At 59.4% G+C, this 25,620-nt stretch carries 22 protein-coding genes; 11 read left to right on the top strand and 11 right to left on the bottom strand.

The window, feature by feature from the left end; genetic code table 11:
- The first annotated feature begins 89 nt into the window (after positions 1-89).
- The 4 genes from ACQZ48_RS10820 (at position 90) to ACQZ48_RS10835 (ending at position 5,960) form a co-directional block, all read left to right on the top strand.
- Positions 90-899 (top strand): alpha/beta hydrolase fold domain-containing protein, encoded by an 810-nt coding sequence (locus ACQZ48_RS10820; RefSeq protein WP_077981598.1) that lies wholly within the window; start codon positions 90-92, stop codon positions 897-899.
- 56 nt (positions 900-955) lie between these two features.
- The gene (locus tag ACQZ48_RS10825; RefSeq protein ID WP_077981377.1) at positions 956-2,146 is read left to right on the top strand and encodes an efflux RND transporter periplasmic adaptor subunit; all 1,191 of its coding nucleotides are present in this window, start codon (positions 956-958) and stop codon (positions 2,144-2,146) included.
- Positions 2,147-2,278: 132 nt separating this feature from the next.
- Positions 2,279-5,473 (top strand): efflux RND transporter permease subunit, encoded by a 3,195-nt coding sequence (locus ACQZ48_RS10830; protein ID WP_077981376.1) that lies wholly within the window; start codon positions 2,279-2,281, stop codon positions 5,471-5,473.
- Between the two features lie 289 nt (positions 5,474-5,762).
- Entirely contained in the window at positions 5,763-5,960 is a 198-nt protein-coding gene (locus ACQZ48_RS10835) for a hypothetical protein (protein WP_191217816.1), read from the top strand.
- Positions 5,961-5,993: 33 nt separating this feature from the next.
- On the opposite strand, the gene ACQZ48_RS10840 is transcribed toward ACQZ48_RS10835, so the two are convergent.
- Complete coding sequence (locus ACQZ48_RS10840) at positions 5,994-6,839, bottom strand: endonuclease/exonuclease/phosphatase family protein (protein WP_077981596.1); 846 nt, start codon at positions 6,837-6,839, stop codon at positions 5,994-5,996.
- A 49-nt stretch (positions 6,840-6,888) separates the two neighbouring features.
- Positions 6,889-8,349 carry a phospholipase D-like domain-containing protein gene (locus ACQZ48_RS10845; protein WP_142913672.1) on the bottom strand — a complete coding sequence of 487 codons (1,461 nt, stop codon included), beginning with the start codon at positions 8,347-8,349 and terminating at the stop codon, positions 6,889-6,891.
- 224 nt (positions 8,350-8,573) lie between these two features.
- On the opposite strand from ACQZ48_RS10845, the gene pdxY reads away from it, so the two are divergent.
- Positions 8,574-9,449, top strand: coding sequence for a pyridoxal kinase PdxY (gene pdxY / locus ACQZ48_RS10850; RefSeq protein WP_077981374.1), 876 nt, complete (start codon positions 8,574-8,576; stop codon positions 9,447-9,449).
- Positions 9,450-9,619: 170 nt separating this feature from the next.
- A complete protein-coding gene (locus ACQZ48_RS10855) occupies positions 9,620-10,261 on the top strand; it encodes a carbonic anhydrase (protein ID WP_077981373.1) in 642 nt (213 codons plus the stop codon).
- Between the two features lie 264 nt (positions 10,262-10,525).
- Here the strand turns inward: ACQZ48_RS10855 and ACQZ48_RS10860 are convergent, their stop codons facing one another.
- Both ACQZ48_RS10860 and ACQZ48_RS10865 read right to left on the bottom strand, forming a co-directional pair.
- Complete coding sequence (locus tag ACQZ48_RS10860) at positions 10,526-11,341, bottom strand: lytic murein transglycosylase (RefSeq protein ID WP_077981372.1); 816 nt, start codon at positions 11,339-11,341, stop codon at positions 10,526-10,528.
- 215 nt (positions 11,342-11,556) lie between these two features.
- On the bottom strand, positions 11,557-12,591 hold the full coding sequence (locus ACQZ48_RS10865) for an aspartate-semialdehyde dehydrogenase (RefSeq protein WP_142913601.1): 1,035 nt from the start codon (positions 12,589-12,591) through the stop codon (positions 11,557-11,559).
- Between the two features lie 498 nt (positions 12,592-13,089).
- Here ACQZ48_RS10865 and ACQZ48_RS10870 point away from each other — a divergent pair, with 498 nt between their 5' ends.
- The 3 genes from ACQZ48_RS10870 to ACQZ48_RS10880 all read left to right on the top strand — a co-directional run bounded on the left by ACQZ48_RS10870 (position 13,090) and on the right by ACQZ48_RS10880 (position 18,202).
- Positions 13,090-14,973 (top strand): MFS transporter, encoded by a 1,884-nt coding sequence (locus tag ACQZ48_RS10870; RefSeq protein ID WP_191217815.1) that lies wholly within the window; start codon positions 13,090-13,092, stop codon positions 14,971-14,973.
- 188 nt (positions 14,974-15,161) lie between these two features.
- Entirely contained in the window at positions 15,162-16,736 is a 1,575-nt protein-coding gene (locus tag ACQZ48_RS10875; protein ID WP_191217814.1) for a Re/Si-specific NAD(P)(+) transhydrogenase subunit alpha, read from the top strand.
- Positions 16,737-16,756: 20 nt separating this feature from the next.
- Positions 16,757-18,202 carry an NAD(P)(+) transhydrogenase (Re/Si-specific) subunit beta gene (locus ACQZ48_RS10880; RefSeq protein ID WP_443388267.1) on the top strand — a complete coding sequence of 482 codons (1,446 nt, stop codon included), beginning with the start codon at positions 16,757-16,759 and terminating at the stop codon, positions 18,200-18,202.
- A 207-nt stretch (positions 18,203-18,409) separates the two neighbouring features.
- On the opposite strand, the gene rutF is transcribed toward ACQZ48_RS10880, so the two are convergent.
- The 7 genes from rutF to ACQZ48_RS10915 form a co-directional block, all read right to left on the bottom strand.
- A complete protein-coding gene (gene rutF, locus ACQZ48_RS10885; protein ID WP_137410893.1) occupies positions 18,410-18,934 on the bottom strand; it encodes an NADH-dependent FMN reductase RutF in 525 nt (174 codons plus the stop codon).
- 26 nt (positions 18,935-18,960) lie between these two features.
- Positions 18,961-19,581, bottom strand: a complete 621-nt coding sequence (locus ACQZ48_RS10890) for a malonic semialdehyde reductase (RefSeq protein ID WP_142913598.1) — start codon at positions 19,579-19,581, stop codon at positions 18,961-18,963.
- A gap of 17 nt (positions 19,582-19,598) precedes the next feature.
- A complete protein-coding gene (gene rutD / locus ACQZ48_RS10895) occupies positions 19,599-20,390 on the bottom strand; it encodes a pyrimidine utilization protein D (protein WP_162520554.1) in 792 nt (263 codons plus the stop codon).
- A 12-nt stretch (positions 20,391-20,402) separates the two neighbouring features.
- A complete protein-coding gene (rutC, locus tag ACQZ48_RS10900) occupies positions 20,403-20,789 on the bottom strand; it encodes a pyrimidine utilization protein C (RefSeq protein ID WP_137410895.1) in 387 nt (128 codons plus the stop codon).
- A 25-nt stretch (positions 20,790-20,814) separates the two neighbouring features.
- Positions 20,815-21,555 carry a pyrimidine utilization protein B gene (rutB, locus tag ACQZ48_RS10905; RefSeq protein ID WP_374635640.1) on the bottom strand — a complete coding sequence of 247 codons (741 nt, stop codon included), beginning with the start codon at positions 21,553-21,555 and terminating at the stop codon, positions 20,815-20,817.
- Positions 21,552-22,643, bottom strand: a complete 1,092-nt coding sequence (gene rutA / locus ACQZ48_RS10910; RefSeq protein WP_077981365.1) for a pyrimidine utilization protein A — start codon at positions 22,641-22,643, stop codon at positions 21,552-21,554. Before rutA ends, rutB begins: the two co-directional genes overlap by 4 nt.
- A 403-nt stretch (positions 22,644-23,046) precedes the next feature.
- Complete coding sequence (locus tag ACQZ48_RS10915; protein ID WP_448728806.1) at positions 23,047-23,658, bottom strand: biliverdin-producing heme oxygenase; 612 nt, start codon at positions 23,656-23,658, stop codon at positions 23,047-23,049.
- A gap of 307 nt (positions 23,659-23,965) precedes the next feature.
- On the opposite strand from ACQZ48_RS10915, the gene ACQZ48_RS10920 reads away from it, so the two are divergent.
- Positions 23,966-24,850 carry a dihydrodipicolinate synthase family protein gene (locus ACQZ48_RS10920; RefSeq protein ID WP_191217811.1) on the top strand — a complete coding sequence of 295 codons (885 nt, stop codon included), beginning with the start codon at positions 23,966-23,968 and terminating at the stop codon, positions 24,848-24,850.
- Positions 24,851-24,870: 20 nt separating this feature from the next.
- The gene (locus ACQZ48_RS10925; RefSeq protein ID WP_077981362.1) at positions 24,871-25,527 is read left to right on the top strand and encodes a GntR family transcriptional regulator; all 657 of its coding nucleotides are present in this window, start codon (positions 24,871-24,873) and stop codon (positions 25,525-25,527) included.
- Positions 25,528-25,620 lie beyond the last annotated feature (93 nt).

The following is a 25,620-nucleotide window of genomic DNA, read 5'->3' on the forward strand; positions in this document are numbered from 1 at the left end:
ACTTGATCGTTTTTCTCCGAACAATAATATGAATTTCAGATTTTGCAAATATGGTGCGCCTCTCATGGTGGTGCACGGGACCGGATCAGATGAACGCGCACTGGGAAAACATCAAAAGCTGCGGGGGCCTCGCATCCCAGCTTTCCGTGCGCCGATATGAGGGTGCAAAGCTTTGCAGCCAGCCGCCCGTGGTGCTTTACCTGCGCGGCGGATCGTTTCTGCAACCCGGTCTGGAGCCGGGCGGTAATTGCCCCGAGCTTCCGGTGGCCCGCGCGCTTGCCGAAAGCGGCGCGGTAGTCGTGGAAGCCGACTATAGCAAGCCGTCCGGCAACGAGTTTCCGATGGTTATCGACTGCGCCTATGAGGCGCTCGATCATCTGAGCCGGGATCGTAAACATTATGGCGGCGCGAAATCGCTGCTGTTCGTGGCCGGCGAAGAGGCTGGCGGCAATGTGGCGGCGGGGCTTGCCTTGAAGGCCCGTGACCGCATGCCGGGCAAACTCGCAGGCCAGATTCTTCTGTCGCCTATGATCGACCCGATGATGACGACGGAATCCTTCCGCAACGCGGACAGGATCGGCATGCGCCAGCGCTGGGCAGATGGCTGGAGCCATTACCTTGCCAAGGCGTGCGGGTTTTTCCACCCCTATGCCGCGCCCTGCCAGTGCACGCGGCTGAACCGGGTGGCGCCGGCGCTGATCTTTACCGCCGAGGATGACCCTTTGCGCGACGAAACGGTCAATTATGGAGACCGCCTCATCGCCTCGGGTGTCAGCGTCCGGAGCCATGTTTTCCCCGCCGGCATCGGCTGGACGGGGCTTTATCAAGGAGAGGGCGGCGGATGGGTCTCATCCGTCTGTTCGGAGTTCAAGACTTTCGTTGACCAGTTAAAACACTGAAAATTCGCATTTATTTATGAACGACCTGCTCCCGATCGGGGGCCAAGGAGATACCCATGACGCTGAACACAAAGCGCCGGGCCCTGACGGGCGCCGGTATCGGGCTTGCCATGTCCGTTGCAGCCGCAGCACTGTTTTTCGACCTCCCCACCAGCCGTGACGCGACGGCCGCTTCCACGCCGGCTGAAACACCGGCAATCCCGGTCACCGTCGCCAAGGTGGAAAGCCGCGACGTGATGCGCTGGGAAGAATTTTCCGGCCGTCTCGAAGCCGTCGACCGGGTGCAGATCCGCTCCCGCGTCGCCGGCCAGATCAAGGCCGTGCATTTCCGCGAAGGTGCGCTCGTCAAGGAAGGCGACCCGCTCTTCACCATCGACCCGGCCCCCTATCAGGCCGCTGTTGCCGGTGCTGAAGGACAGGTCGCTTCCGCCGAAGCCAAGGTAAGCCTTGCAAAAACGGAACTGGAGCGTGGCCGCCGGCTTTCCGACAACCGCACCATTTCCCAGAGCGATCTCGACCAGCGGCAAAGCTCGTTTGCGGATGCGCAAGCCCAGCTTCGCGCTGCCCGCGCAGCACTCACCACGGCTGAGCTCGATCTCGGTTACACCGAAATCCGCGCTCCGGTTTCCGGCCGGGTCGGCAGGATCGAAATCACCGCCGGCAACCTCGTCGCTGCCGGCTCTACCTCGCCGGCGCTCACGACGCTGGTATCGGTCAACCCGATCTATGCCAGCTTCAACGCCAGCGAAGGCGTTGTAGCCAGGGCGCTTGCCGAACTGCCGAAAACCGATGACGCCCTGCCCGCCCTCGAACAGATCCCGGTGGAAATCGGCACGCTTTCGGATGAGGGTACGCCGATCAAGGGTACGCTGCACCTGATCGACAACCAGGTGGATTCGGCAAGCGGCACCATCGGTGTCCGCGCCGTCTTTGAAAATCCGGACGGCAGGCTGATCCCCGGCCAGTTCGTGCGGGTACGCATGGGTGAACCGAAGCCGGAAAACCGCATCGTCATCAGCGACCGGGCCATCGGCACGGATCAGGACAAGCGGTTCGTCTTCGTGGTGGACGCCGAAAACAAGGTGAGCTACCGCCAGATCAAGCCGGGCGCACCGGCCGACGGCCAGCGCATCATCGAAAGCGGCCTTGCCGCCGGCGATACGATCGTCGTCAACGGTCTGCAACGCATTCGCCCCGGCGCGACCATCGCACCGCAGACGGAAGACAAGGTTGCTGCTTCGCAGTAACCCGCCCCTTTGATCAGCAGGCGTCCCGCGCTGTCGCGAGACGCCCCCTTTAGACAGAACCGGCCTTCACCGGCGGCAGGATTGCCGCCGGAACGGCCTTCGCATTCCCAAAGACCCGGAGAGGGACTGGATATGAATATTTCCAGATTTTTTGTCGACCGGCCGGTATTCGCCGGCGTGTTGTCGATCCTGATTGTGGTGGCAGGCCTTCTCGGCATGCGCGCCCTGCCGATTTCGGAATATCCCGAAGTCGTTCCGCCATCTGTCGTCGTGCGCGCCACCTATCCCGGTGCGAACCCGACCGTTATCGCTGAAACCGTCGCGACACCGCTGGAAGAACAGATCAACGGCGTCGAGGACATGCTCTATATGGGCAGCCAGGCGACATCGGACGGCGTGCTGACGCTGACCGTGACCTTCAAGCTCGGCACCGACCCCGACAAGGCGCAACAGCTGGTACAGAACCGCGTGTCGCAGGCCGAACCGCGGCTGCCGGCGGAAGTGCGCGCACTCGGCATTACCACCGTCAAAAGTTCGCCGGACTTCATCATGGTCGTCAACCTCGTCTCGAAAACCGACGACTACGACATCACCTATCTGCGCAACTATGCGACGCTGAACGTCAAGGATCGCCTCGCCCGCATCGAAGGTGTCGGCCAGGTGCAGGTCTTCGGCGCAGGCGACTATTCCATGCGCGTATGGCTCGACCCGCAGAAGGTTGCCGAGCATGATCTGGCCGCAAGCGATGTTTCCGACGCCATCCGCCAGCAGAACGTGCAGGCCGCAGCCGGCGTCATCGGCGCTTCCCCAAGCCCGAATGGTGTCGACCTGCAGCTCAACGTCAATGCCCAAGGCCGTCTGACGACGCCGGAAGAATTCGGCAACATCATCGTCAAGAGCGGTGCGAACGGCGAAATCACCCGCCTGCGCGATGTCGCGCGCATCGAACTCGGAGCAGCAGACTACACGCTGCGTTCGCTGCTCGATGGTGAGCCGGCCGTGGCAGTGGCCGTGCTCCAGGCCCCCGGTTCCAACGCCATCGAAATCGCCGACAATGTCCGCGCGACCATGGATAATCTGCAATTGGCAATGCCCGATGGCGTGAAATACGAGATCGTCTACGATACGACGAAATTCGTGCGCTCCTCCATCGAAAAGGTTGTCGATACACTCCTCGAGGCCGTTGGCCTCGTGGTGCTTGTGGTCATCCTCTTCCTTCAGACCTGGCGCGCCTCGATCATTCCGCTGATCGCCGTTCCGGTCTCGATCATCGGCACCTTCGCCGTCATGTATGCCTTCGGCTTCTCCATCAACGCCTTGACGCTGTTCGGCCTTGTGCTTGCCATCGGCATCGTGGTGGATGACGCCATCGTGGTGGTCGAAAACGTCGAGCGAAACATCGAAAACGGGCTCTCACCGCGAGATGCCACCTATAAAGCCATGCGTGAAGTCTCCGGCCCGATCATCGCCATTGCGCTGGTTCTGGTCGCCGTCTTCGTGCCGCTTGCCTTCATTTCCGGCCTGTCGGGTCAGTTCTACCGGCAGTTCGCGCTGACGATTGCCATCTCGACCGTCATTTCGGCCATCAACTCGCTGACGCTGTCACCCGCGCTTGCGGCCCTGCTGCTGAAGGAACATGGTGCCCCGAAAGACTGGCTCACCCGTTTCATGGACAAAATCTTCGGCTGGTTCTTCCGCGGCTTCAACCGCGCCTTCGGTGCCGCCTCCAACGGCTACGGCAAAACTGTCGGCGGGCTGGTGACGCGCAAGAGCCTTGTCATGATGGTCTATATGGCGCTGGTGGCCGCCACCTACGGCATGTTCACGACAGTCCCGAGCGGCTTCGTGCCGGCGCAGGACAAGCAGTATCTGATCGGTTTCGCCCAGCTTCCCGATGGCGCAACGCTCGATCGCACCGAAAGTGTGATCAAGCGGATGAGCGCGATCGCCATGGAAACGCCCGGTGTCAGCCACGCCATCGCCTTCCCCGGCCTGTCGATCAACGGCTTCACCATCGGCTCCAATTCCGGCATCGTCTTTGCGGTTCTCGATGATTTCGAAAAGCGCAAGACACCGGAACTCTCCGGCGGTGCCATCGCCATGCAGCTGAACCAGAAGTTCGCCGGCATTCAGGATGCCTTCATCGCCATGTTCCCGCCGCCGCCGGTCAACGGTCTCGGCCAGACAGGCGGCTTCAAGCTGCAGATCGAAGACCGCGCCGGTTACGGTTACCAGACGCTGGATGAAGCCGCGAAGGCCGTGATTGCCAAGGCATATCAGACCCCGGAGCTGGCAGGCATCTTCTCCAGCTACCAGATCAACGTGCCGCAGCTCTTCGCCGATCTCGACCGCGCCAAGGCGGAACAGCTGGGCGTCTCCGTCAGCGACGTCTTCCAGACGCTGCAGATCTATCTCGGCTCGCTCTATGTCAACGACTTCAACGCCTTCGGACGCACATACAGCGTTCGCGTGCAGGCAGATTCGCAATTCCGCGCCCATGCCGAAGATATAGGCCGCCTGAAGGTTCGCTCGGCGACCGGCCAGATGATCCCGCTGTCGACGCTGCTGAAGGTGGATGCAACGACGGGGCCGGAGCGCACCAACCGTTATAACGGCTTCCTTGCGGCCGATATCAACGGCGGCCCGGCGCCGGGCTTCTCCTCGGGACAGGCGCAGGCGGCTATGGAGAAAATCCTTGCCGAGAACCTGCCCGCCGGCATCGATTACGAATGGACCGACCTGACCTACCAGCAAATCCTGGCAGGCAACTCCAGCATCGTGGTCTTTCCCTTGGCGCTGCTGCTCGTCTATCTCGTGCTCGCCGCGCAATATGAAAGCCTCACCTTGCCGATTGCGATCATCCTGATCGTCCCGCTCGGTGTGCTTGCGGCCCTCACGGGCGTCTGGCTGACGGGAGGGGACAACAACATCTTTACGCAGATCGGCCTTGTCGTCCTTGTCGGTCTCTCGGCGAAAAACGCGATCCTGATCGTGGAATTCGCCCGGGAGCTGGAATTCGAAGGACGAACACCGCTTCAGGCGGCCATCGAGGCAAGCCGGCTTCGCCTGCGCCCGATCCTGATGACCTCCCTCGCCTTCATCATGGGCGTGGTGCCGCTGGTCGTCTCGACAGGTGCCGGTGCGGAAATGCGTGCGGCCATGGGCGTCGCCGTCTTCTCCGGCATGATCGGCGTGACGTTCTTCGGCATCTTCATGACACCGGTCTTCTACGTGCTGGTGCGCAAACTGGCGGGCAACCGTCCGCTCATCCAGCACAGCCGAGAAGAACCGGCCAATTCGGACTACAAGCTCGAAAAGGCCGGCTAAGACCACACTCCCATCCACCGCAACCTTCGACGCAAGCCCGCCGCGCATCCCAAGATGCGCGGCGTTTTTCATGGTTGGGACGTTCATGCGACATCGCTGAAATAGAATCTGTTTCAAATAGTTAAGTAGAGATCACACTCATATTGCGCTGCATTAAAACTGACAAAAGGCAATATATCCGCAAGGCTAAACCAGCGCTGAAAGAAACAATGCTATTTTATGCTTTATATTTTGTGGTAATTTTCGAAATCAGGGTGATTCGGACTAAATGATTTAGTTCAGGGGCGACATGATGGAGCAGGATTACGAGAGCTGGGCAACCACCGTTGCCTATTCGATTGTGATGCATGAGGGGCTTGATCTCGCCCTTTCCGCGCAAAATCTCGACAGGGGCAAAACCCGGAACAACCGGGAGCGGCTGATGGAAGCCATCCGCACCTCGCTGCTCGAAGCCCGTTCGAGAAGGGGCCAGTTGACGACGGCGTGAAGGACTGCCAGTCGCGCCGGATAGGGTAGCGGCTCAGGCCGGAAACAGGTCGGTCCGGATCGCCGCTTTCAGCGGCAGATGGTCCGAGGCGATGCGCGCCAGCGCGCTGTCATGCGCCTCCACCTGCTCGATCAACCCCTCACGATTGGCAATGATCCTGTCGAGCGCCAGCACCGGCAGGTTGGACGGAAAGCTCGGCACAGCTGGCGGCAAAGCGCCAAAAGCATCCCGGAACGTATTGAGCGACGAACCATTTCCGAGGCGCCATTCGTTCAGGTCTCCCATGAGAACGGTCGCGCATTCATTGCGCGCTTCGAGAAGGCTGATCAGTGCTTTTGCCTGCTGGGCGCGGGAATGTCTGAGAAGCCCGAAATGGGCGGCGATGACCCTCAGCGTGCCGCCGCTTTTCAGGTCCAGTTCCACGACGAGCGCACCGCGCGGCTCCAGCCCCGGCAATTTCAGCGTATGCACATCCCTGACCGCGCCTTCCTTGAACAGCACGACATTGCCGTGCCAGCCATGGGCCTTCACGCCGGCCTGCACGGGCACGGGAATAAGGCCGCTTTCCCGCTCCAGCCGGGCGAGATCGAGCAGGCCCGTGCGCTCGCCGAAACGGCTGTCCGCTTCCTGAAGGGCGATGATATCAGCGCCGATTTCCTGAATGACGCGGCTCGTGCGGTCGGGATCGAACTTGCGGTCGCGGCCGACGCATTTATGCACATTGTAGGAGGCGATGACGGGGAAGGAATGATCTTTGGTCGCTGGCGCCGCATTCTGGCGCTGGCGGCGGTCGCGCAGCGACTGCATGACGAAGGCGGACAGGCTGGTGTTTTTCGTCAAGGCCGCTTTTTCATCATCCAGCAAACCGTTCTTTTTCACGCGTTTATGCCTCCGGTCTCGCGCAGCGCCCTGCCGGACGCACCGCACACTAAAGATAAGGCGAAGCGAGCCACAGGACACGCTCCACAAAACGGACAACGAATGGCCGCGCATTCAGTTCGCTGAGCCGCACGGGCAAGGCGGTTGCCCGTGCATCCCGGATGCGCTCGCCGATTGTCGCGGCGAATTCCTCATCCATAACTTCGAGATCGATCTCAAAGTTCAATCGCAGCGAACGCGGATCGAGATTGGAAGAGCCAATGTAGCTCCAGCGCCCGTCAATCACCAGAAGCTTGGAGTGATTGAAAGTCCCTGTCGCCCGCCAGATGCGGCAATAGTTCCTCAGCATCTGGTCGAACTGCGCCGTCATCGCCCTGTCCACAAGCACCAGATTGTTGCTTTTCGGCACGATGATATCCACCACCACTCCCCGCCTTGCTGCGGTTATGAGCGCTGAAATAAGCTCCCTATCGGGGAGAAAATAGGGCGACATGATGAGAATGGAGGAGCGGGCGACGGAAAACGCGCCCATCAGCATCTTGTGACTGGTCTCGATGCTTTTGTCTGGCCCCGAGGAGCAGACGCGGGCGACGATTTGCGAACCCGGCACGCCGTCGGGAATGGCGATATCCCAGACTGGCGCATCCAGAAGCTCCCTTGTCGTGAACCGCCAGTCCTCCGCCGCGATGGAGAAAAAATCCGATACAACCGGCCCGGTGATCTTGAAATGCGTATCTTGCGACCGGTTTTCGCCGCCGAATTCCTCTGTGAACCCCTCACGGATATTCATGCCGCCGCTGAACGCGATGCGACCGTCCACCACAAGAATCTTGCGGTGGGTACGCAGATTGGCATAGGGCAGCCGCAATCCCATGATGACATTGCCGTTGAAGACATCGCAGACGATGCCCTTTTCCCTGAGCGTCGGCAGGATGCTCGGCACGGAATAACGCGCACCCACCGCGTCCACCAGCACGCGCACCTCCACGCCACGGACCTTCGCCCTTTCGAGCGCGGCGACAAAACGCGCGCCGATCCGGTCATTATCGAAAATATAGGTTTCGATAATGATCGACCGCTTCGCTTCCCCAATGGCCTCCAGCATGGCGGCATAGGCGGCATCCCCCGTGACCAGCGGCTCTATGCCGTTACCGGTCGTCAGCGCATGGCGGGTTACCCGGTCACCCAGCGTCTTCATCGCCTCGAAACGGCGCCCGAAGCGCGCGGCTATCGTCTCGCCGCTGGCGTCCAGACGCGCCACGCGATCCATGATCTCGTCCTGCATGAAGGACCGTTGCTGCGTGATGTTGGACCGGCGAATGCGGTTAATGCCGGCAATGGCATAAATGACCGCGCCGACGATGGGCGACAGCACGATAACCCCGACCCAACCGAGCGCGGAGCGGACCTCCTCCTTCGTCATCGTGGCATGCACGGCGGCCACGGTTCCCATCAAAATCGAGAGAACGGCAAGGATATGCGGCCAATAGGCAATGACGAGATCGAGCATGGTACAACTATAGAGTACTTCGGCAATCTCGCAATGACAGGCAGGTAGTGCTGGCAGAGACAAGAACCTGACAGCGCCATGCTTTTGCGGGACAGACCCTTGCGGGATTAACGGTGGAAACCGGCCTTGCGATATGTCATGAGAGCGCATCTTGATCTTTGGGCAGTGGCAAGGCGGGGTGCACTTGCGGGCTTTCTGCCTCGTTTGAAAGCAAGAAGGCCGTGATGCAGGAAAATACACAGGGCGCCGTCATCGTCATTTCCAGCCATGTCATGCGTGGCTCCGTCGGCAATCGTGCCGCTGTCTTTGCGCTGGAGACACTCGGTTATCCGGTTTGGGCGGTGCCCACCATCGTCATGCCCTGGCATCCCGGCCACGGCCCTTCCACCCGGATGCGCTTTCAGGACGACGATTTCGACAAGGCGATGACCGACCTCGAAAACGCCAAATGGATCGGCGAGGTCAAGGCTGTCCTGACCGGTTATTTCGGCAGCGCGGCGCAGGTGCGCTCCGTCGCAAGGCTGATCCGCAATCTGAAGGAAAAGAACCCATCGCTGATTTATGCCTGTGACCCGGTCATGGGCGATCTTGGCGGGCTTTACATTCCGCTTGAAACAGCGGAAGCCATCCGCGATCACCTCATCCCGCTTGCCACCGTCGCCACGCCAAACCGTTATGAACTGGCCTGGATGAGCGGCGCGGAACTTGAGACCAACAATGCCATCATGGATGCCGCGCTCGCACTCGGCCCCCCGAAAATGCTGGTCACCTCAGCCGTCCCGATGATGACGGGCGGCACCGGCAATCTTTATCTCAGCGGCCGCCACGCACTGCTTGCCGAACATCGCGCCATCGAGAATGCGCCGAACGGCCTCGGCGACCTGATGTCGGCGCTATTCCTCGCCCGTCTGCTGGAAGGCGTGGATGACGAAAAGGCGCTGCAGCTCGCAACCGCCAGCGTCTTCGAAATTCTGGCCCGCACCAAAAAACGCGACATGAACGAACTGACGCTGGAAACGGATTCTTCAAGCCTCTCCACACCCATGGCCATGGTGCAGATGCGTCATCTCTTGCATCCTTCGCGCAGCAAGCGCAAATAGCGGCTAGAGCATTTCCAGGCTGGACCTCGGTTTTCCGTCAGGAAATGCGGCAAAAAGGAGTTGGAGCAATATCGCGGTTCGAAGAACAGCGCGAATGCTCCAAAGGATTGGTCTTCAACGCACCGAGTTCTTCTCTTGATCTCGGTCCAACCACAACGGTAATGCGATAGATGAAAGATTTTCCGGAAAACCTTCTCAACGGCTACAAGAGCTTCATGAGCGGCCGCTACGCCGATGAGCGCGAAAGATACCGCGTTCTGGCAGATACCGGACAGAAACCGCAGACCCTGTTCATTGCCTGTTGTGACTCCCGCTCCGCGCCGGAAACCATTTTCGACTGCGGACCGGGAGAGCTTTTTGTCGTCCGCAACGTCGCCAACATGGTGCCGCCTTTCGAGCCCGACGGCCAGTACCACGCCACCTCGGCGGCCATCGAATACGCCGTTCAGGTTCTGAAGGTGAAGGATATCGTCGTCATGGGTCACGGCCGCTGCGGCGGCATTCAGGCGGCGCTCGATCCCAATCTCGAGCCGCTGTCTCCCGGCGACTTCATCGGCAAGTGGATGAACATGGTCAAGTCCGCCGCCTCGCAAATCCAGAGCAACGACGTCATGACCGCTTCCGAGCGGCAGACCGCGCTGGAACGGGTCTCGATCCGTAATTCCATCGCAAACCTGCGCGGTTTCCCCTTCGTCAAGGCGCAGGAAACCGCCGGCAAGGTGAAACTGCACGGCGCATGGTTCGATATTTCAACCGGCGAATTGTGGGTGATGGACGGCAAAACGGGCGACTTTCGTCGTCCAGACCTGTGATAAACAGGTTTTAGGTTAAAGGAGCGACGAGGTCGTATCAGCCACAGGTACCAACGGTTACCAAACTCTCCGTCGGCTACCAACCTCTCCTTCGGCATCCTCGGACTTGACCCGAGGATCCATTGCGCGTCAGGTTGTGGATCCTCGGGTCAAGCCCGAGGATGACGCCGATCATGCAGGGAACCTCTGTCAGACACGCCGTGGCTGGATGCCGGATCAAGTCCGGCATGACGGAAGTGAAACTTTGGCTCTTAGAAAACGGCCTTATTGGCCGTCGATCGCCTTGCCGATAAACGCAATCGCCTGCTGATAGACGCTGGCGGCGTTCCAGCCCTGGATGGCCGCGTAATTGGCCTGTCCCTGCTGATAACCGGCGCCGCGCTGCCAGCCATGGCCGACGAGGAAGTTCGCGGTGGAAGCCAGCGCGTCGGCGCGCGAGCCGACGAGATCGATCCGGCCGTCGCGGTCGAAATCGACGCCGTAACGCACGACGTTCAGCGGCAGGAACTGCGTCTGGCCGATTTCACCATGGGCAGCACCCTTGGCATTGACGTTCAGCGAACCGCTGCCGACGAGCTTGAGGGCCGCATAAAGCTGTTCGGTGAAATAATCCGAACGACGGCAATCGAAGGACAGCGTCGCCACGGCGGAAAGCGTATGCTGGTTGCCAAGGAAGCCGCCAAAGCCGGTTTCCATGCCCCAGATGGCGAGCAGCGGACCGGCCGGCACGCCATAGGCGCGCTCGATGGACGCAAAGAGAGAAGCATTGTTCTTCTTCATCGTCTTGCCGCGCGAGATGATCGTCTGACCGCCGCGCTTCTGCATGAACTGTTCGAAGGACAGCTTGAAGCTGTGCTGGCCGCGGTCAGCGCGGATTGTCGCCTGGTTGTAGGAGACGCCGGAGAAAGCACGGTCGAGCACCGAGGCGCTGACGCCGCGGCCCGTCGCTTCCTGCTTGAAGGCTCTGACCCAGGCATCGAAGCCCGCCGAAGTGTTGCCGCATTGCGCAGCCATCACCGGCGCCGCTGCCAGAACCGAAACCATGGCCGCACCAGCCAGAATTACCTTCATTGCCCGCATCAAAATCTGCCTTCGATATACTTTGGGGAGTTTTTCCCGAGAACCAAACCGTCAATACTGTATGATTCAGGTGCCAAAACTGTCTTTTGGCGGCCTAAATTGCCTTTCGGCAGCAAGGCCTGCAAATAAACTGGCCGTGATCGTCGCCAATTATGAAACCCGCCTGCCCCACACAGAACAGACGGGTTATACTTAACGAACCTTAAAAAATCGTATCAGGCTGCCGCCTTGCGGGGCTTGATGAAACCACGATTGATCAGGAGTTCGGCGATCTGCACAGCGTTGAGAGCCGCACCCTTGCGCAGATTGTCGGAAACGACCCACAGGTTGAGGCCGTTTTCGACCGTCGCATCTTCGCGGATGCGCGAGATATAGGTCGCGTCCTCGCCGGCGGATTCAACCGGGGTGATGTAGCCGCCGTTTTCGTGCTTGTCGATGACGAGGCAACCCGGCGCTTCGCGCAGGATGTCGCGCGCCTGATCGGCAGTGATCTCGTTTTCGAACTCGATATTGACCGATTCCGAATGGCCGATGAAGACCGGAACACGCACGGCCGTGCAGGTTACCTTAATCTTCGGATCGAGCATCTTCTTGGTTTCGGCCAGAACCTTCCATTCTTCCTTGGTGTAGCCGTCTTCCATGAAGACGTCGATATGCGGAATGACGTTAAAGGCGATGCGCTTGGTGAACTTCTTGGCTTCCACCGGATCTGCCACGAAGACAGCGCGGGTCTGCTGGAACAGTTCGTCCATGCCTTCCTTGCCGGCGCCGGAAACCGACTGGTAGGTGGAGACGACGACGCGCTTGATCTTGGCGAAGTCATGCAGCGGCTTCAGCGCAACGACCAGCTGTGCCGTGGAGCAATTGGGGTTGGCGATGATGTTCTTCTTGGTGAAGCCTGCAACCGCATCGGCGTTCACTTCCGGAACGATCAGCGGAACGTCCTGATCGTAGCGCCATGCGGACGAGTTGTCGATGACGACGCAGCCCTGCTGGCCGATCTTCGGCGACCACTTCTTGGACACATCGCCGCCGGCCGACATCAGGCAGATATCCGTGTCGGAAAAATCGTAGTTCTCGAGGTTCGAGACCTTCAGCGTGCGGTCGCCATAAGAGACTTCCGTGCCCTGCGAACGGGCGGAAGCGAGCGGCACGACTTCATCGGCGGGGAAACCGCGTTCGGCCAGGATATTGAGCATTTCGCGACCGACGTTGCCGGTGGCGCCTGCAATTGCAACTTTGAAACCCATGATCAAGCTCTCTTTCTGTCTCTCCTCTTTTTGGTGAGGTGGGAACCCGCATCAGATCGCGGCTTCCTCGATCCCCAGCCAAACCGGGGAGAGAGCGGTGGCCAGAGACGTTAGACGGTTTTAATCGTCGTTTTGGCCGTAATTCGGGTAGAACGAGAAAGGCGCGGATCATCGCCGGCCAATTGTGCCGGTCCTTCCATGACGAACATGTCTGCAACATGCATGCGCAAGGTGATGCTCCTTCTTCGCGAGAAGCTATTAGAAGGTTTCTCGGTTGTGTCAAGAAAAAAGGCGCTTGCGCAAACAAGCTGTAATCAGCCCCGCGACATTTTCGGGACGCTCTATATTAGACTAAAGTCATAATCCGAAAGCATCGCTCTTACTGGGGTTAATTTTCTGTCACTCTCATGGTCCGCGCATTGCAGCCGAAAGGTTGAGTCCAGAGGAGAGAGCTGGGCTCCGCAATGCGTCGATTGGGACATCTGTGGAGGACAGACAATGGCAGATATTGCAGCCGTGAGCGGCGCCGCCCGTCCAATGACGGGCGAAGAGAAGAAGGTGATTTTCGCCTCTTCTCTCGGAACAGTCTTCGAATGGTACGATTTTTATCTCTACGGCTCGCTCGCGATCTATATCGGCGCGAACTTCTTCAGCCAATATCCGGAAACGACGCGCAACATCTTCGCGCTGCTTGCCTTCGCCGCCGGCTTCCTCGTGCGCCCCTTCGGCGCGCTGGTATTCGGCCGTCTGGGCGACATTGTCGGCCGCAAATATACCTTCCTCATCACCATCCTCATCATGGGCGTTTCGACCTTCCTCGTCGGCGTCCTGCCCGGCGCATCGCAGATCGGCATCGCCGCTCCGATCATTCTGATCGCGCTGCGCATGCTTCAGGGTCTGGCGCTCGGCGGTGAATATGGCGGTGCGGCAACTTACGTCGCCGAACACGCGCCGAACGGCCGCAGGGGCTATTACACCTCGTGGATCCAGACCACGGCGACGCTCGGCCTGTTCCTGTCGCTGGTGGTCATTCTCGGCGTGCAGTTCGCGCTCGGCAAGGAAGCCTTCGCCGCCTGGGGCTGGCGCATTCCCTTCCTCGTTTCCGTTCTGCTGCTTGGTGTCTCAGTCTGGATTCGTCTGAAAATGAATGAATCGCCCGCTTTCAAGAAGATGAAGGAAGAGGGCAAGACCTCCAAGGCGCCGCTGAGCGAAGCCTTCGGCCAATGGAAGAACGCCAAGATCGCGATCATCGCACTTATCGGCGCCGTCATCGGTCAGGCCGTCGTCTGGTATACGGGCCAGTTTTACGCCCTGTTCTTCCTGCAGAGCATTCTGAAGGTGGACGGCCAGTCGGCCAATATCATGGTTGCCATCGCACTCGTCCTCGGCACCAGCTTCTTCGTGATCTTCGGCTGGCTTTCCGACAAGGTTGGCCGCAAACCAATCATCATGGCCGGCCTCATCCTCGCCATGCTGACCTACTTCCCGCTGTTCAAGGCGCTCACCTGGGCGGGCAACCCGGCGCTCGCCGAGGCCCAGTCCACCGTACGCGCCACCGTGACTGCGGCGCCGGGCGACTGCAAGTTCCAGTTCAACCCGACGGGCACTGCGAAATTCACCACATCCTGCGATATCGCCACCTCGTTCCTGACGCGCAATTCCGTGCCCTATGACGTGGTTGCGGGGGCCGCCGGCGAACCGGCAAGCGTGAAGATCGGCAACGCCACCATCCCCAGCTACGATGCGATTGCGGCTGGCGCGGATGCTTCCGCGAAGGACAAGGCCTTCCAGAAGCAAGTCAATATCGCAATGCATGACAGCGGTTATCCGCTGGTACGCGGTGCAGCACAGGTGCCGGATGCGAAACTGGACGCCTTCATCGCCGCAAACCCAGAACTCGGCCTCAATGCCGATGCGGTCCGCGCCACCGACAAGAAGATGGTGGCGACCGACAAGCTGGTGGCTGACAAGCTGCTGACGCCTGCCGAGACCGGCGGTGCGGCGGAAATGGCCGTCTATACCATTGCCGGCGGCGGCGCGTTCTCGATGGTAGCCGACCCGGCCGCCGTAAATTGGGTCGTCATTATCGCAGTGCTGACCGTCCTCGTCATCTACGTGACGATGGTCTACGGCCCGATTGCGGCCCTTCTGGTCGAACTGTTCCCGACCCGCATCCGCTACTCCGGCATGTCGCTGCCATACCACATCGGCAACGGCTGGTTCGGCGGCCTTCTGCCGGCCACCGCCTTTGCGATGAGCGCGGCGAAGGGCGATATCTATTATGGTCTCTGGTACCCGATCATCTTTGCAGGCATCACGCTGGTCGTCGGCCTGCTGTTCCTGCCGGAAACCAAGGATCGCGATATCCACGCCATGGATTGAGCGAAAAGCACCCGAAACAGTCACCCGGCGCCTCGGCGCCGGGTTTTTTATTGCCGCCGTACCGTGACCGCCCCAAATGGCCTTTTCCCTGATGTCAATCCGCCGCAGGTAGAAAAACAGCAAGAACAAGACAAAAATACTCGAAATGGGCTATGACGGCTTATCAGGACGGGAATGGGAGAGCAGTTTTGAGAATCGGGACACCTAAGGAACTCTATGAAGGCGAAGCGCGTGTCGCCATGACGCCGGACAGCGCGCTGGCTTTGCAAAAACTCGGATATGATTGCGTGATCGAGGCTGGCGCTGGCAAGGCGGCCGGTTTTTCCGACGACGCCTATCGCGCGGCAGGCGTGACGGTGGTCGAAAGCGCTGAGGCGCTCTACACCGGTTCCGACATCATCGCCAAGGTTCGCCCACCGGAAACGTCAGAGATTGATCGGCTGTCTTCCGACAAGACGCTGATCTCGTTTTTCTATCCCGCCCAGAACAAGGACCTTCTGGAGCAGGCCAAGGAAAAGGGCGCAAACGTTATCGCCATGGACATGGTGCCGCGCATTTCCCGCGCCCAGAAAATGGACGCCCTGTCTTCCATGGCCAATATCGCCGGTTATCGCGCCGTGATCGAGGCCGGCAATAATTTTGGCCGTTTCTTCACCGGCCAGGTCACCGCCGCCGGCAAGGTGCCGCCCGCCAAGGTTCTGGTCATCGGCGCAGGCGTCGCCGGTCTTGCCGCCATCGGTACGGCCACATCGCTTGGCGCCATCACCTATGCCTTCGACGTTCGCCCTGAGGTGGCCGAACAGATCGAATCCATGGGCGCTGAGTTCGTCTATCTCGATTTCGCCGATCAGCAGCAGGACGGCGCCGCCACCGGCGGTTATGCCGCCCCCTCCTCGCCGGAATTCCGCGAGAAGCAGCTTGAGAAGTTCCGCGAACTGGCGCCGCAGATCGATATCGTCATCACCACCGCGCTGATCCCTGGCCGCGACGCCCCGAAGCTGTGGCTTGCCGACATGGTGGCGATGATGAAGCCGGGTTCGGTCATCATCGACCTCGCCGCAGAACGCGGCGGCAATTGCGACCTCACGGTCCCCGACCAGCGTGTGGTTTCCGACAATGGCGTCATCGTCATCGGCTACACCGATTTTCCGAGCCGCATGGCGGCGCAGGCCTCGACGCTCTATTCCACCAACATCCGTCACATGATGACCGATCTGACGCCCGCAAAAGACGGCAAGCCGGTTCACAATATGGAAGACGATGTCATCCGCGGCGCGACCGTCACCTATCAGGGCGAGATCACTTTCCCGCCGCCGCCGCCGAAAATCCAGGCCATTGCCGCGCAGAAGCCGAAGGAACGCGCCAAAGAGCTGACGCCTGAGGAAAAACACGCGAAAGAACGGGCCGAGTTCAAGGCGCAGACCAAAAGCCAGGTCGGGCTGCTGGTCGTCGGTACCGCGCTTCTGCTTCTCGTCGGTCTTTTTGCACCGGCAAGTTTCATGAGCCACTTCATCGTCTTCGTGCTCGCCTGCTTCATCGGTTTCCAGGTCATCTGGAATGTCAGCCACTCGCTGCACACCCCGCTGATGGCGGTGACGAATGCCATTTCCGGCATCGTCATCATCGGTGCACTGCTGCAGATCGGTTCCGGCAACTGGCTGGTGGTGATCCTTGCCTCGCTTTCGGTCCTGATCGCGACGATCAACATCGTCGGCGGTTTCCTCGTGACACGGCGCATGCTCGCCATGTTCCAGAAGTCCTGAGCGTGCGGGGATTTAAATAAATGACCATTGGTATCGTTTCCGCGGCCTATGTTGCCGCAGCCGTTCTTTTCATCCTCTCGCTCGGCGGTCTTTCCGGACAGGAAAGCGCTAAGCGCGCCGTCTGGTACGGCATCGTTGGCATGGGCCTCGCCATCATCGCCACCGTCTTCGGCCCCGAAATCAGCAAGGGCGTCGGGCAGTGGCTCGTCGTGCTCTTGATGCTGGCCGGCGGCTCGGTTCTCGGCTACTTCGTCGCAAGCCGGGTGCAGATGACTGAAATGCCGCAGCTTGTGGCGGCCCTTCACTCCTTCGTCGGCCTTGCCGCCGTCTTCATCGGCTTCAACGCCCATATCGAGGAAGCGCATGTCGCCTCGCTCGATGAGACCGCACGTTCGCTGCTGACGGGCTTTTCCGCCATTCTTGCCCACAAGACGCCGGTGGAACTGGCGATCATGAAGGTCGAGGTCTTCCTCGGCGTCTTCATCGGTGCGGTCACCTTCACCGGTTCGGTCGTCGCCTTCGGCAAGCTTGCCGGCAAGGTGGACGGCAAGGCGAAGAAGCTGCCCGGCGGGCATCTTCTGAACGCCGGTGCTGCGATCCTCTCGCTCCTGCTGCTCATCATGTATTGCAATGGCGCCGGCGCATGGACGCTCGTCCTGATGACGCTCGCCGCCTTCTTCATCGGTTATCACCTGATCATGGGCATCGGCGGCGCCGACATGCCGGTCGTCGTCTCGATGCTGAACAGCTATTCCGGCTGGGCGGCGGCGGCCATCGGCTTCACGCTTGGCAACGATCTCTTGATCGTCACCGGTGCGCTGGTCGGCTCATCGGGTGCGATCCTCTCCTACATCATGTGCAAGGCGATGAACCGCTCCTTCATCTCGGTCATCCTCGGCGGCTTCGGCGGTACGACAGGCCCGACGATGGAAATCGAGGGCGAGCAGGTGGCGATCGACGCCGAAGGCGTGGCCGCAGCACTCAACGACGCCGACAGTGTCATCATCGTGCCCGGTTACGGCATGGCGGTGGCGCAGGCGCAATCGGCCGTGTCGGAACTGACCCGCAAGCTGCGCGCCGACGGCAAGACCGTGCGTTTCGCCATCCATCCGGTGGCAGGCCGTCTTCCCGGCCACATGAACGTGCTGCTCGCCGAAGCCAAGGTGCCCTACGACATCGTGCTGGAAATGGACGAGATCAACGACGATTTCCCGAGCACCGACGTCGTCATCGTCATCGGCTCCAACGACATCGTCAACCCGGCGGCACAGGACGACCCGAATTCACCCATCGCCGGCATGCCGGTTCTGGAAGTGTGGAAGTCGAAGCTCGTCATCGTCTCCAAACGCGGCCAGGGCACCGGCTATTCCGGTATCGAGAACCCGCTGTTCTACAAGGACAATACCCGCATGTTCTATGGTGACGCCAAGAAGTCGATCAACGATCTACTGCCGCTGATCAAGTAAATGAAAAGGGCGTTTTCGGGAATCCGGGAACGCCCTTTTTGCTGACGTGAAAAGAAACTTCCGCCGTCATCCTCGGGCTTGTCCCGAGGATCTATCCACGTCGAATAAAATCAATCGGTTGCAGATCCTCGGGACAAGCCCGAGGATGACGGCGTGCAAATAGCTGATCGTGAATTAAGGGGTATCATCCGGCCGCAGAGACTGCGTTCAAAGCACCCGGTAACGCCGGTTGAAATACATCAGCGCTTCATCACCCGCATTGATCTTCATATCGACGACAGTGCAGATCAGAATGTCATGCGTGCCGCCGTCATGCGCCTCGCGGATGCGGCAGTCGAAAGAGACGAGCGCGTCTTCCAGAACAGGCGCGCCGGTTTCGAGCACACCCCAGGAGCCGGCAGCAAAGCGTTCATCAGCAGGTGTCTTGCCGCCGAAAAGCGTGCTCAGAACCTCGTGATGGGCGGCAAGTGTATTGATGCAGATAACGCCATTAGCCTTCACCACCTTGTAGGCTGAGGCATTGCGGTTGAGGCAGACGAGAAGCGTCGGCGGATTGTCGGAAACGCTGCAAACCGCCGTCGCGGCAAAACCGGCACGGCCTGCCGCGCCATCCGTCGTCACGATATTGACCGCCGCACCGAGCCGCGCCATGGCGTTTCTATAATCGAGGCTGCGCTGCTCAGCAGTCTTCGTCTCCATTTCCGCTTCCTTTTCAAGAGACATCATCTGCATCTAACCCATCCTTCCTTAACAGGCCATCAAGCCAGGAGACACGCGTCTTCAAAGCCAAGACGCGGCAGGCGGCCGAACAGCTTCGACGGATCGCCATAACCGAGATTGATCAGGAAATTGGATTTCCACGTCCTGCCCGCGAAAAATGCCGCATCCACCTTGGCCTTGTCGAAGCCGGACATGGCGCCGGTATCCAGCCCCAGAGCGCGCGCGGCAAGGATCAGATATCCGGCCTGAAGCGTGGCGTTGCGAAAAGCCGTTTCTTCGGCCACAGAAGGGCTGGACGTGAACCACGAACGCGCATCGGCATGCGGAAACAGTTCCGGCAGTTTCTCGTAGAATTCCCCGTCAATGGCGGCGATGACCGTCACGGGTGCCGCCATGGTCTTTTCGAGATTGCCGGAAGACAGCGCGGGCTTCAGCTTTTCCTTGCCCTCCGGGCTGCGCACGAAAACGAAACGCGCTGGCGAGCAATTGGCCGAGGTCGGCCCCATCTTCGTCAGATCGTAAAGCGCCTTCAGCGTCTCGTCGCCAATCGGCTTGTCCATCCAGCCATTGTGGGTGCGTGCTTCGGTGAAAAGCGTTGCCAGTGCAGCGTCGTCAAGTGCCCCGTTGTCCAGTACATTGTCATCAAGTGCTTTCGTCATCTTGCTCTAAAATCCTGTCATAATGTCTGGTCGGCTGGCAGCAGGAACTGCAATAGCCGCTCGTTGAAAAGGTCGGGCTCGGTGATATTCACCGCATGGGCGCCGAAATCGAGTAGCCCAAGTTCGCTATGCCGCAGGCCTTCTGCCAGCCGCAGCGAGCGCGTATAGGGCACCAGAAGATCGTCCTTCGTTGCCACCACCAGCACCGGACTGCCGATCTCGCCAAGCCGGGCGTCGACGTCGAAAGCCCGTAGCGCCGCTATACGACGAAGCACATTTACCTTGCCCTGAAAATGCGCGACGCCATGGGCATCATCCCGCGCCAGCCGTTCCTGATGCTCCGACATCCAGGCGGCCGGATAAAGAAACAGCGGCTGGGCTTTGACGAAGGCCTCGACACCGGATTTCTCCAGAAGCTCGATCCGCACGTCAAAGCAGCGTCCCGAATGCGGATCGGCCTTGCTCCACGCATTGATAAGCACCAGCCGGTCGATAAGGCCGGGCCGCTGCAGCGCGATATCGAGGCCGATCAGGCCGCCGAGCGCATGGCCCATGAAATGGAATTTTTCGAGGTTCAGGGCCGAGGCAATCTCCAGCACATCATCCGCCATGGCAGATATGCCGCCCTCCTCCGGCACCTCGCCGCCCGTCCTTCCGGTTCCGCGGTGGTCATAGGTGACCACGCGGAAATGACGGGAAAGGGCTTCGATCTGCGGCGCCCAATAGGCACCCGATCCGCCCAGCCCCGAAGACAAAAGGATGGTAGGTGCCTCGGCATCTGTGCGGCCATGAACCTCGAAGTGCATCATCTGCCGTCTCGCCTATTTGCCGATATGGGCGACGGTGGCGATTTCCACCAGCGCATCTGGCTTCACGAGGCCGCACTGGATGCAATAACGCGCCGGCTTGTCGCCGGGGAAATATTCGGCATAGACCGTGTTGATGGCCTGATAATTGGCCCAGTCGGTGATGAAGATGTGGTTCATCGTCACGTCTTCCATCGTACCACCGGCGGTCTCAATAACGGATTTGATGGTTTCCAGAACATGGCGGGTCTGGGCGCTCGCATCGCCCACATGCACGACATTATTGTCCTTGTCGAAGGGCAGCGTGCCGGACACGTAAACCACGCCATCGGCAAGCGTTCCCGGCGAAAAAGGGGCGATGGGTTTGCTGGTGCCGGCAGGCACGACGATCTTTTTCGGCATTTCGTTCTCCTCTTGTGGTTGGATATCAAGCGCTGACGGGTGCGGCCTGCGAGATGACGCCGCAGAAATCATTGACGGTGGCGACCCAGCCGAAAAACTTCTCGACATTGTAGACCGTCGCCTGCTGGATAAAATCCGGCCCCAGATGATGGGTGGCATCCTCCAGCATCACCCCGAAATATTCGAGATGGAAGGCATCGCGCAGCGAGCTTTCGACACAGACATTGGTGGCGATGCCAACGAAGACCAGATTGCGGATACCACGGGCACGCAGCACGCTATCCATATTGGTGTTGAAGAAACCGCTGTAACGCGTCTTCGGCACCAGAATATCGCCGGGCTGCGGCTGCAACTCGTCAACAATGGCATAATCCCAAGTACCCTTGGCCAGCAGCTGGCCTTGCAATTCGGGCCTCTTGCGCATGGTCTTCAGCGCATTGGACTTATGCCAGTTGGGCGAACCAGGTCCACCCGCCTCGACATAATCCTTGTCCCAGCCATTCTGGAAATAAATGACCTGGACACCCGCCGCGCGCGCCGCATCCAGCGTCTTCTTGATGTTGGCGATGGTGCTTTTGGCGCCTGATATGTCGAACCCGGCCAGATCGACATAACCGCCCTCGGTCGAATAGGCGTTCTGCATATCGACCACGACAACGGCGGTCTCGCTGGGTTTGAGGGTAATCGGCTCCGGCCTTGCGGGAAGTGTGACGCTTTCCGAACGGCTTTCCGGCCCCTTGTAACCCGCCACGACGGCTTCACTCATTCCGCTGCCTCCAGTTCGGCCAGCACATGCCGGCGGCTCTTCATCAGCGGCTGCACATATTTGCCGAATTTTTCGACGCCCTCGAGGAAGTCGTCGAAAGTCAGCATCACGCCGCCAGTCCCCGGCACCTCGCTCATCTCGTCCAACATGGCCGCCACTTCCTCATAGGAACCGATCAGCGTTCCCATGTTGATGTTGACCGCCGAGACGGGATTGGACATGTGCCGGACATTGGTGTCGGAGCCGGATTTGGTATCGACGGCGCTTTGCAAGCCGAGCCACTTGATCGCATCCTCATCCGCACCCGCCTTGTAATGCTCCCACTTCGCCCAGGCATCCTCGGATTTTTCCTCGGCAAGGATCATGGTCAGCACGACGGATTTAACCTCGCGGCCGCTTTTTTCCGTTGCCGCCAGAAGTCGCTCATTGGTGGGCGCAAAAGCCTTGGGCGTATTGACGCCAACACCGAAGCAGAAGCTGTAATCGGCGAACTTGGCCGAAAACGCCATGCCGGAATTGGAGGAACCGGCGCAGATGAGCTTCACATCCCCCTGCGGCACCGGCTTCATACGGCAATCGTCCATTTGGAAGAACTTGCCCTTGAAGTCCGACTGGCCCTCCGTCAGCAGCTCTTTCAGCACGGAGGTATATTCGCCGAGATATTCGTAACGATCACCAAAATAATCGTCACCCGGCCAAAGCCCCATCTGGCTATATTCCGGCCGCTGCCAGCCGGTAATCAGGTTGATGCCGAAACGACCGCCGGAAATGGAATCGATCGTCGTCGCCATACGCGCAACAATGGCCGGCGGCATGACCAGCGTGGCGGCGGTGCCGAACAGCTTGATCTTGGAGGTAACGGCAGCGAGGCCCGCCATCAGCGTGAAGGATTCCAGATTATAATCCCAGAATTCGGTCTTGCCGCCAAAACCGCGCAGCTTGATCATCGACAGCGCAAAGTCGAAACCATATTGCTCCGCCTTCAGCGTGATCGCCTTGTTGAGATCAAAGCTCGGCTTGTATTGCGGCGCGTTTTCTGAAAGCAGCCAACCATTGTTCCCGATCGGGATAAAAACACCGATTTCCATTTTGCTGTTCCCTTTTTTGCGTCAGGTGTCTCCTGACTTGAGAAAAGAGTAGCAGGTTCTGTGCCAGACCAAATACAATAATTTTATCAAATGGATAAAATTTTGGGACGCATCTAGCCTTGTCCGAAAGGCAAAATTTTTATCATTTGGTAAAAATATTTGCCTGTTTATTCGGCAAATATTGAGAGCAACACGTGAAAGGTGAGCGGCTCTCGCAGTAGGCCTGAAAGTGCCGCAAGGCTCGCCTCACACTCTTCGTCATCCTCGGGCTTGTTCCGAAGATCTAACCATGTTGCGTAAAATCAATCGGTTGCAGATCCTCGGGACAAGCCCGAGGATGACGCTTACCGTTTCAGGAACTGCGATCAGCCCGCGATAGCTCTCTGGAAGCTATGCCAAAACCTCAACCCATCCGCTGCTGCGCATAGGCATGCACCGCCCGGAATGCCGCCTCGGCACCTGCGACAACGCGCTCTTCCTCTTCCACCGTCAGCGAAATTTCATCAAGCGCAGCAGTGAAGGTGCGCCAGTGCAGGCCACGACCTTCGGGAGCGCCAGCGAGATGGCGGGCGCCGAATTCTTCGCCAAGCCCAAGCTTTGCCGCGTCCTTCAGCAGGAAGGCCGCACCGAGATTGGATCCTTCGACTACATAAAGCCAGCCCATGGCCTCCGGCAGATCGAAGGGCGTCTCGGCCGTAAAACGCGGCGCGGCCGTTTCGGGAATGGCAAGACCGAGATCGGAAAGATCCTGCTCGATCATGGAAAGACGACGGCGGCCCTTGAGGTCGGGCAGCAGGCCATCAAGCGTGGCATTGGAGAAAAAGGCATCGAGATCGCGATGGAAAAGATATTGCGTTTCGACGAATTTGCCGAAGTTCTCGCGGCTCTCGAACGGCTTCGATGCCATAATGAAACTATCGAGATCGCCATGCGCCCCGCGCGTCGCTGCCTTCAGGCGCTTGACGCGGCTCTGCTCGGTCTCTGCTACAGGCGCTGCCGACTCCACAATAGTCATGATGATGGTCCCTTATCCCTATATTCAGACTGCCTGATAAAAATCTTTACTCCGACAGTCAAATTTTATTTTCGCATTTTTCCGTCTCCCTGCCCATGATGCTTGTGCGTCTCGCACCGCGATAAACCCATGCCCATCCGGACCAATCCAATCAATCCTCATCGGCGCTGGCAAGCCCACCCCAGAACTCATTTCCCCTGTAAAGTCCTTAACACTCACGCTCCGAGCAATCCTCTTGCAATTACTGCTTTACAACTAACATGTCAGTATGCCATCAATTCGCGGTCACCTTGGAGGAGCATCTTAATTGACCCAGAAATTCGGCCTTTCGGCAGCCCTGACAACCCCTTTCAAAACGGATGGAACGGTCGATATCGATGCCATGATCGCCCATGCCCGCCGTTGCCTGTCCAATGGCTGCGACAGCGTGACACTCTTCGGCACGACGGGTGAAGGCTGCTCTGTCGGCAGCCGCGAACGGCAGACGATCCTCTCCAGCTTCATTGCAGCAGGCATTGCACCGTCGCGTATCGTCACCGGGGTTCTGGTGGATTCCATCGAAGATGCGGCAGACCAGTCGGCGGAAGCCCTGAAAGCCGGCGCCCGCAATATTCTGCTCGCCCCGCCTTCCTATTTCAAGAATGTCAGCGATGTCGGCCTGTTTGCCTGGTTCTCGGCGGTCTTTTCGAAGATCGGCAAGGATGCACGCGACATTCTCGTCTACAACATCCCCTCCGTGACCATGGTAACGCTGTCGGTCGAGCTGGTGGGACGGCTGAGACAGGCGTTCCCCGGCATCGTTACCGGCGTGAAGGACTCCTCCGGCAACTGGAGCCATACCGAGCGCCTGCTGAAGGAACACGGCGATCTCGCCATTCTGATCGGCGATGAGCGTGATCTCGCAAGAGGCGTCCGCCTCGGCGGTCAGGGCGCCATATCCGGCGTTGCCAATTTCCTGACGCAGGAAGTCCGCGCGATGGCCGTTGACGGCAAGGATGATCCCCGCATTGTCGATCTTGTTGTGGAACTTCTGAAATTCCCGGTTACGCCTGCCGTCAAGGTGCTGGTATCACACACGACAGGGGAAACTATCTGGTCGGATGTGCGTGCACCGCTCGTCGCGATTTCACCTGAGGATCGGCGGCAGATCGAGGGCGCTTTCGACGCGCTGTTTCGCAGGCAGGCCGCCTGAACAAAGCTGAAAGGTTGAGCATGGACGATACCGGCGAACAGACATTGCGGGAACGGGCGTATGAGAGCTTTACGCACCACCTTCTCTCGCGCGACGTTCGCCCGGGGCAATTCATCTCGCAGCGCCGCCTCGTGGAACTGACGGGCCTGCCGCTCGGCGCGATCCGGGAGGCAATTCCGCGGCTGGAGGCGGAAGGTCTGATCAAGACGGTACCGCAGCGGGGATTGCAGGTCGCCCATATCGACATCAACCTCATTCGCGAGGCGTTCCAGTTCCGTATCTTTCTCGAGAAGGAGGCCGTGGCGCTCTTTACCCGTTCGGCCTCGGACGAGACCATCGCCAGGCTGTTGAAACAGCACCGCGATATCGCCGAGGCGACGGAAAACGGTGGGGAATCGCCGGAGCTCGATCAGCATGCCCAGCAGGTGGACTGGGGCATGCACGATGCCTTCATCGATAGTCTCGGCAACTCGATCATCTCGAACGCCTACAGGGTCAATTCCATCAAGATGCGCCTCATCAATCAGGAGCGCTTTCGCATCGCAGGCCACGTGAAATCGGTGATGAAAGAACACCTCGCCATTCTCGAAGCCATTGAGAAGCGATCCGTCGAAGACGCCGTAGAGCGCCTGACCGCCCATATCCGCAACGCAAGGGACAGGGCGCTGGCAGTATAGGGCAATTCCGGCGGGGCAGCAGAACGGTCCTGCGCCGGAATTGCATGAAAATAAGCAACAAGCCGGAGGTGAGGAGAATTTCCGGCTAACTGG

The organism is Agrobacterium sp. 22-209-1 (assembly GCF_053522485.1).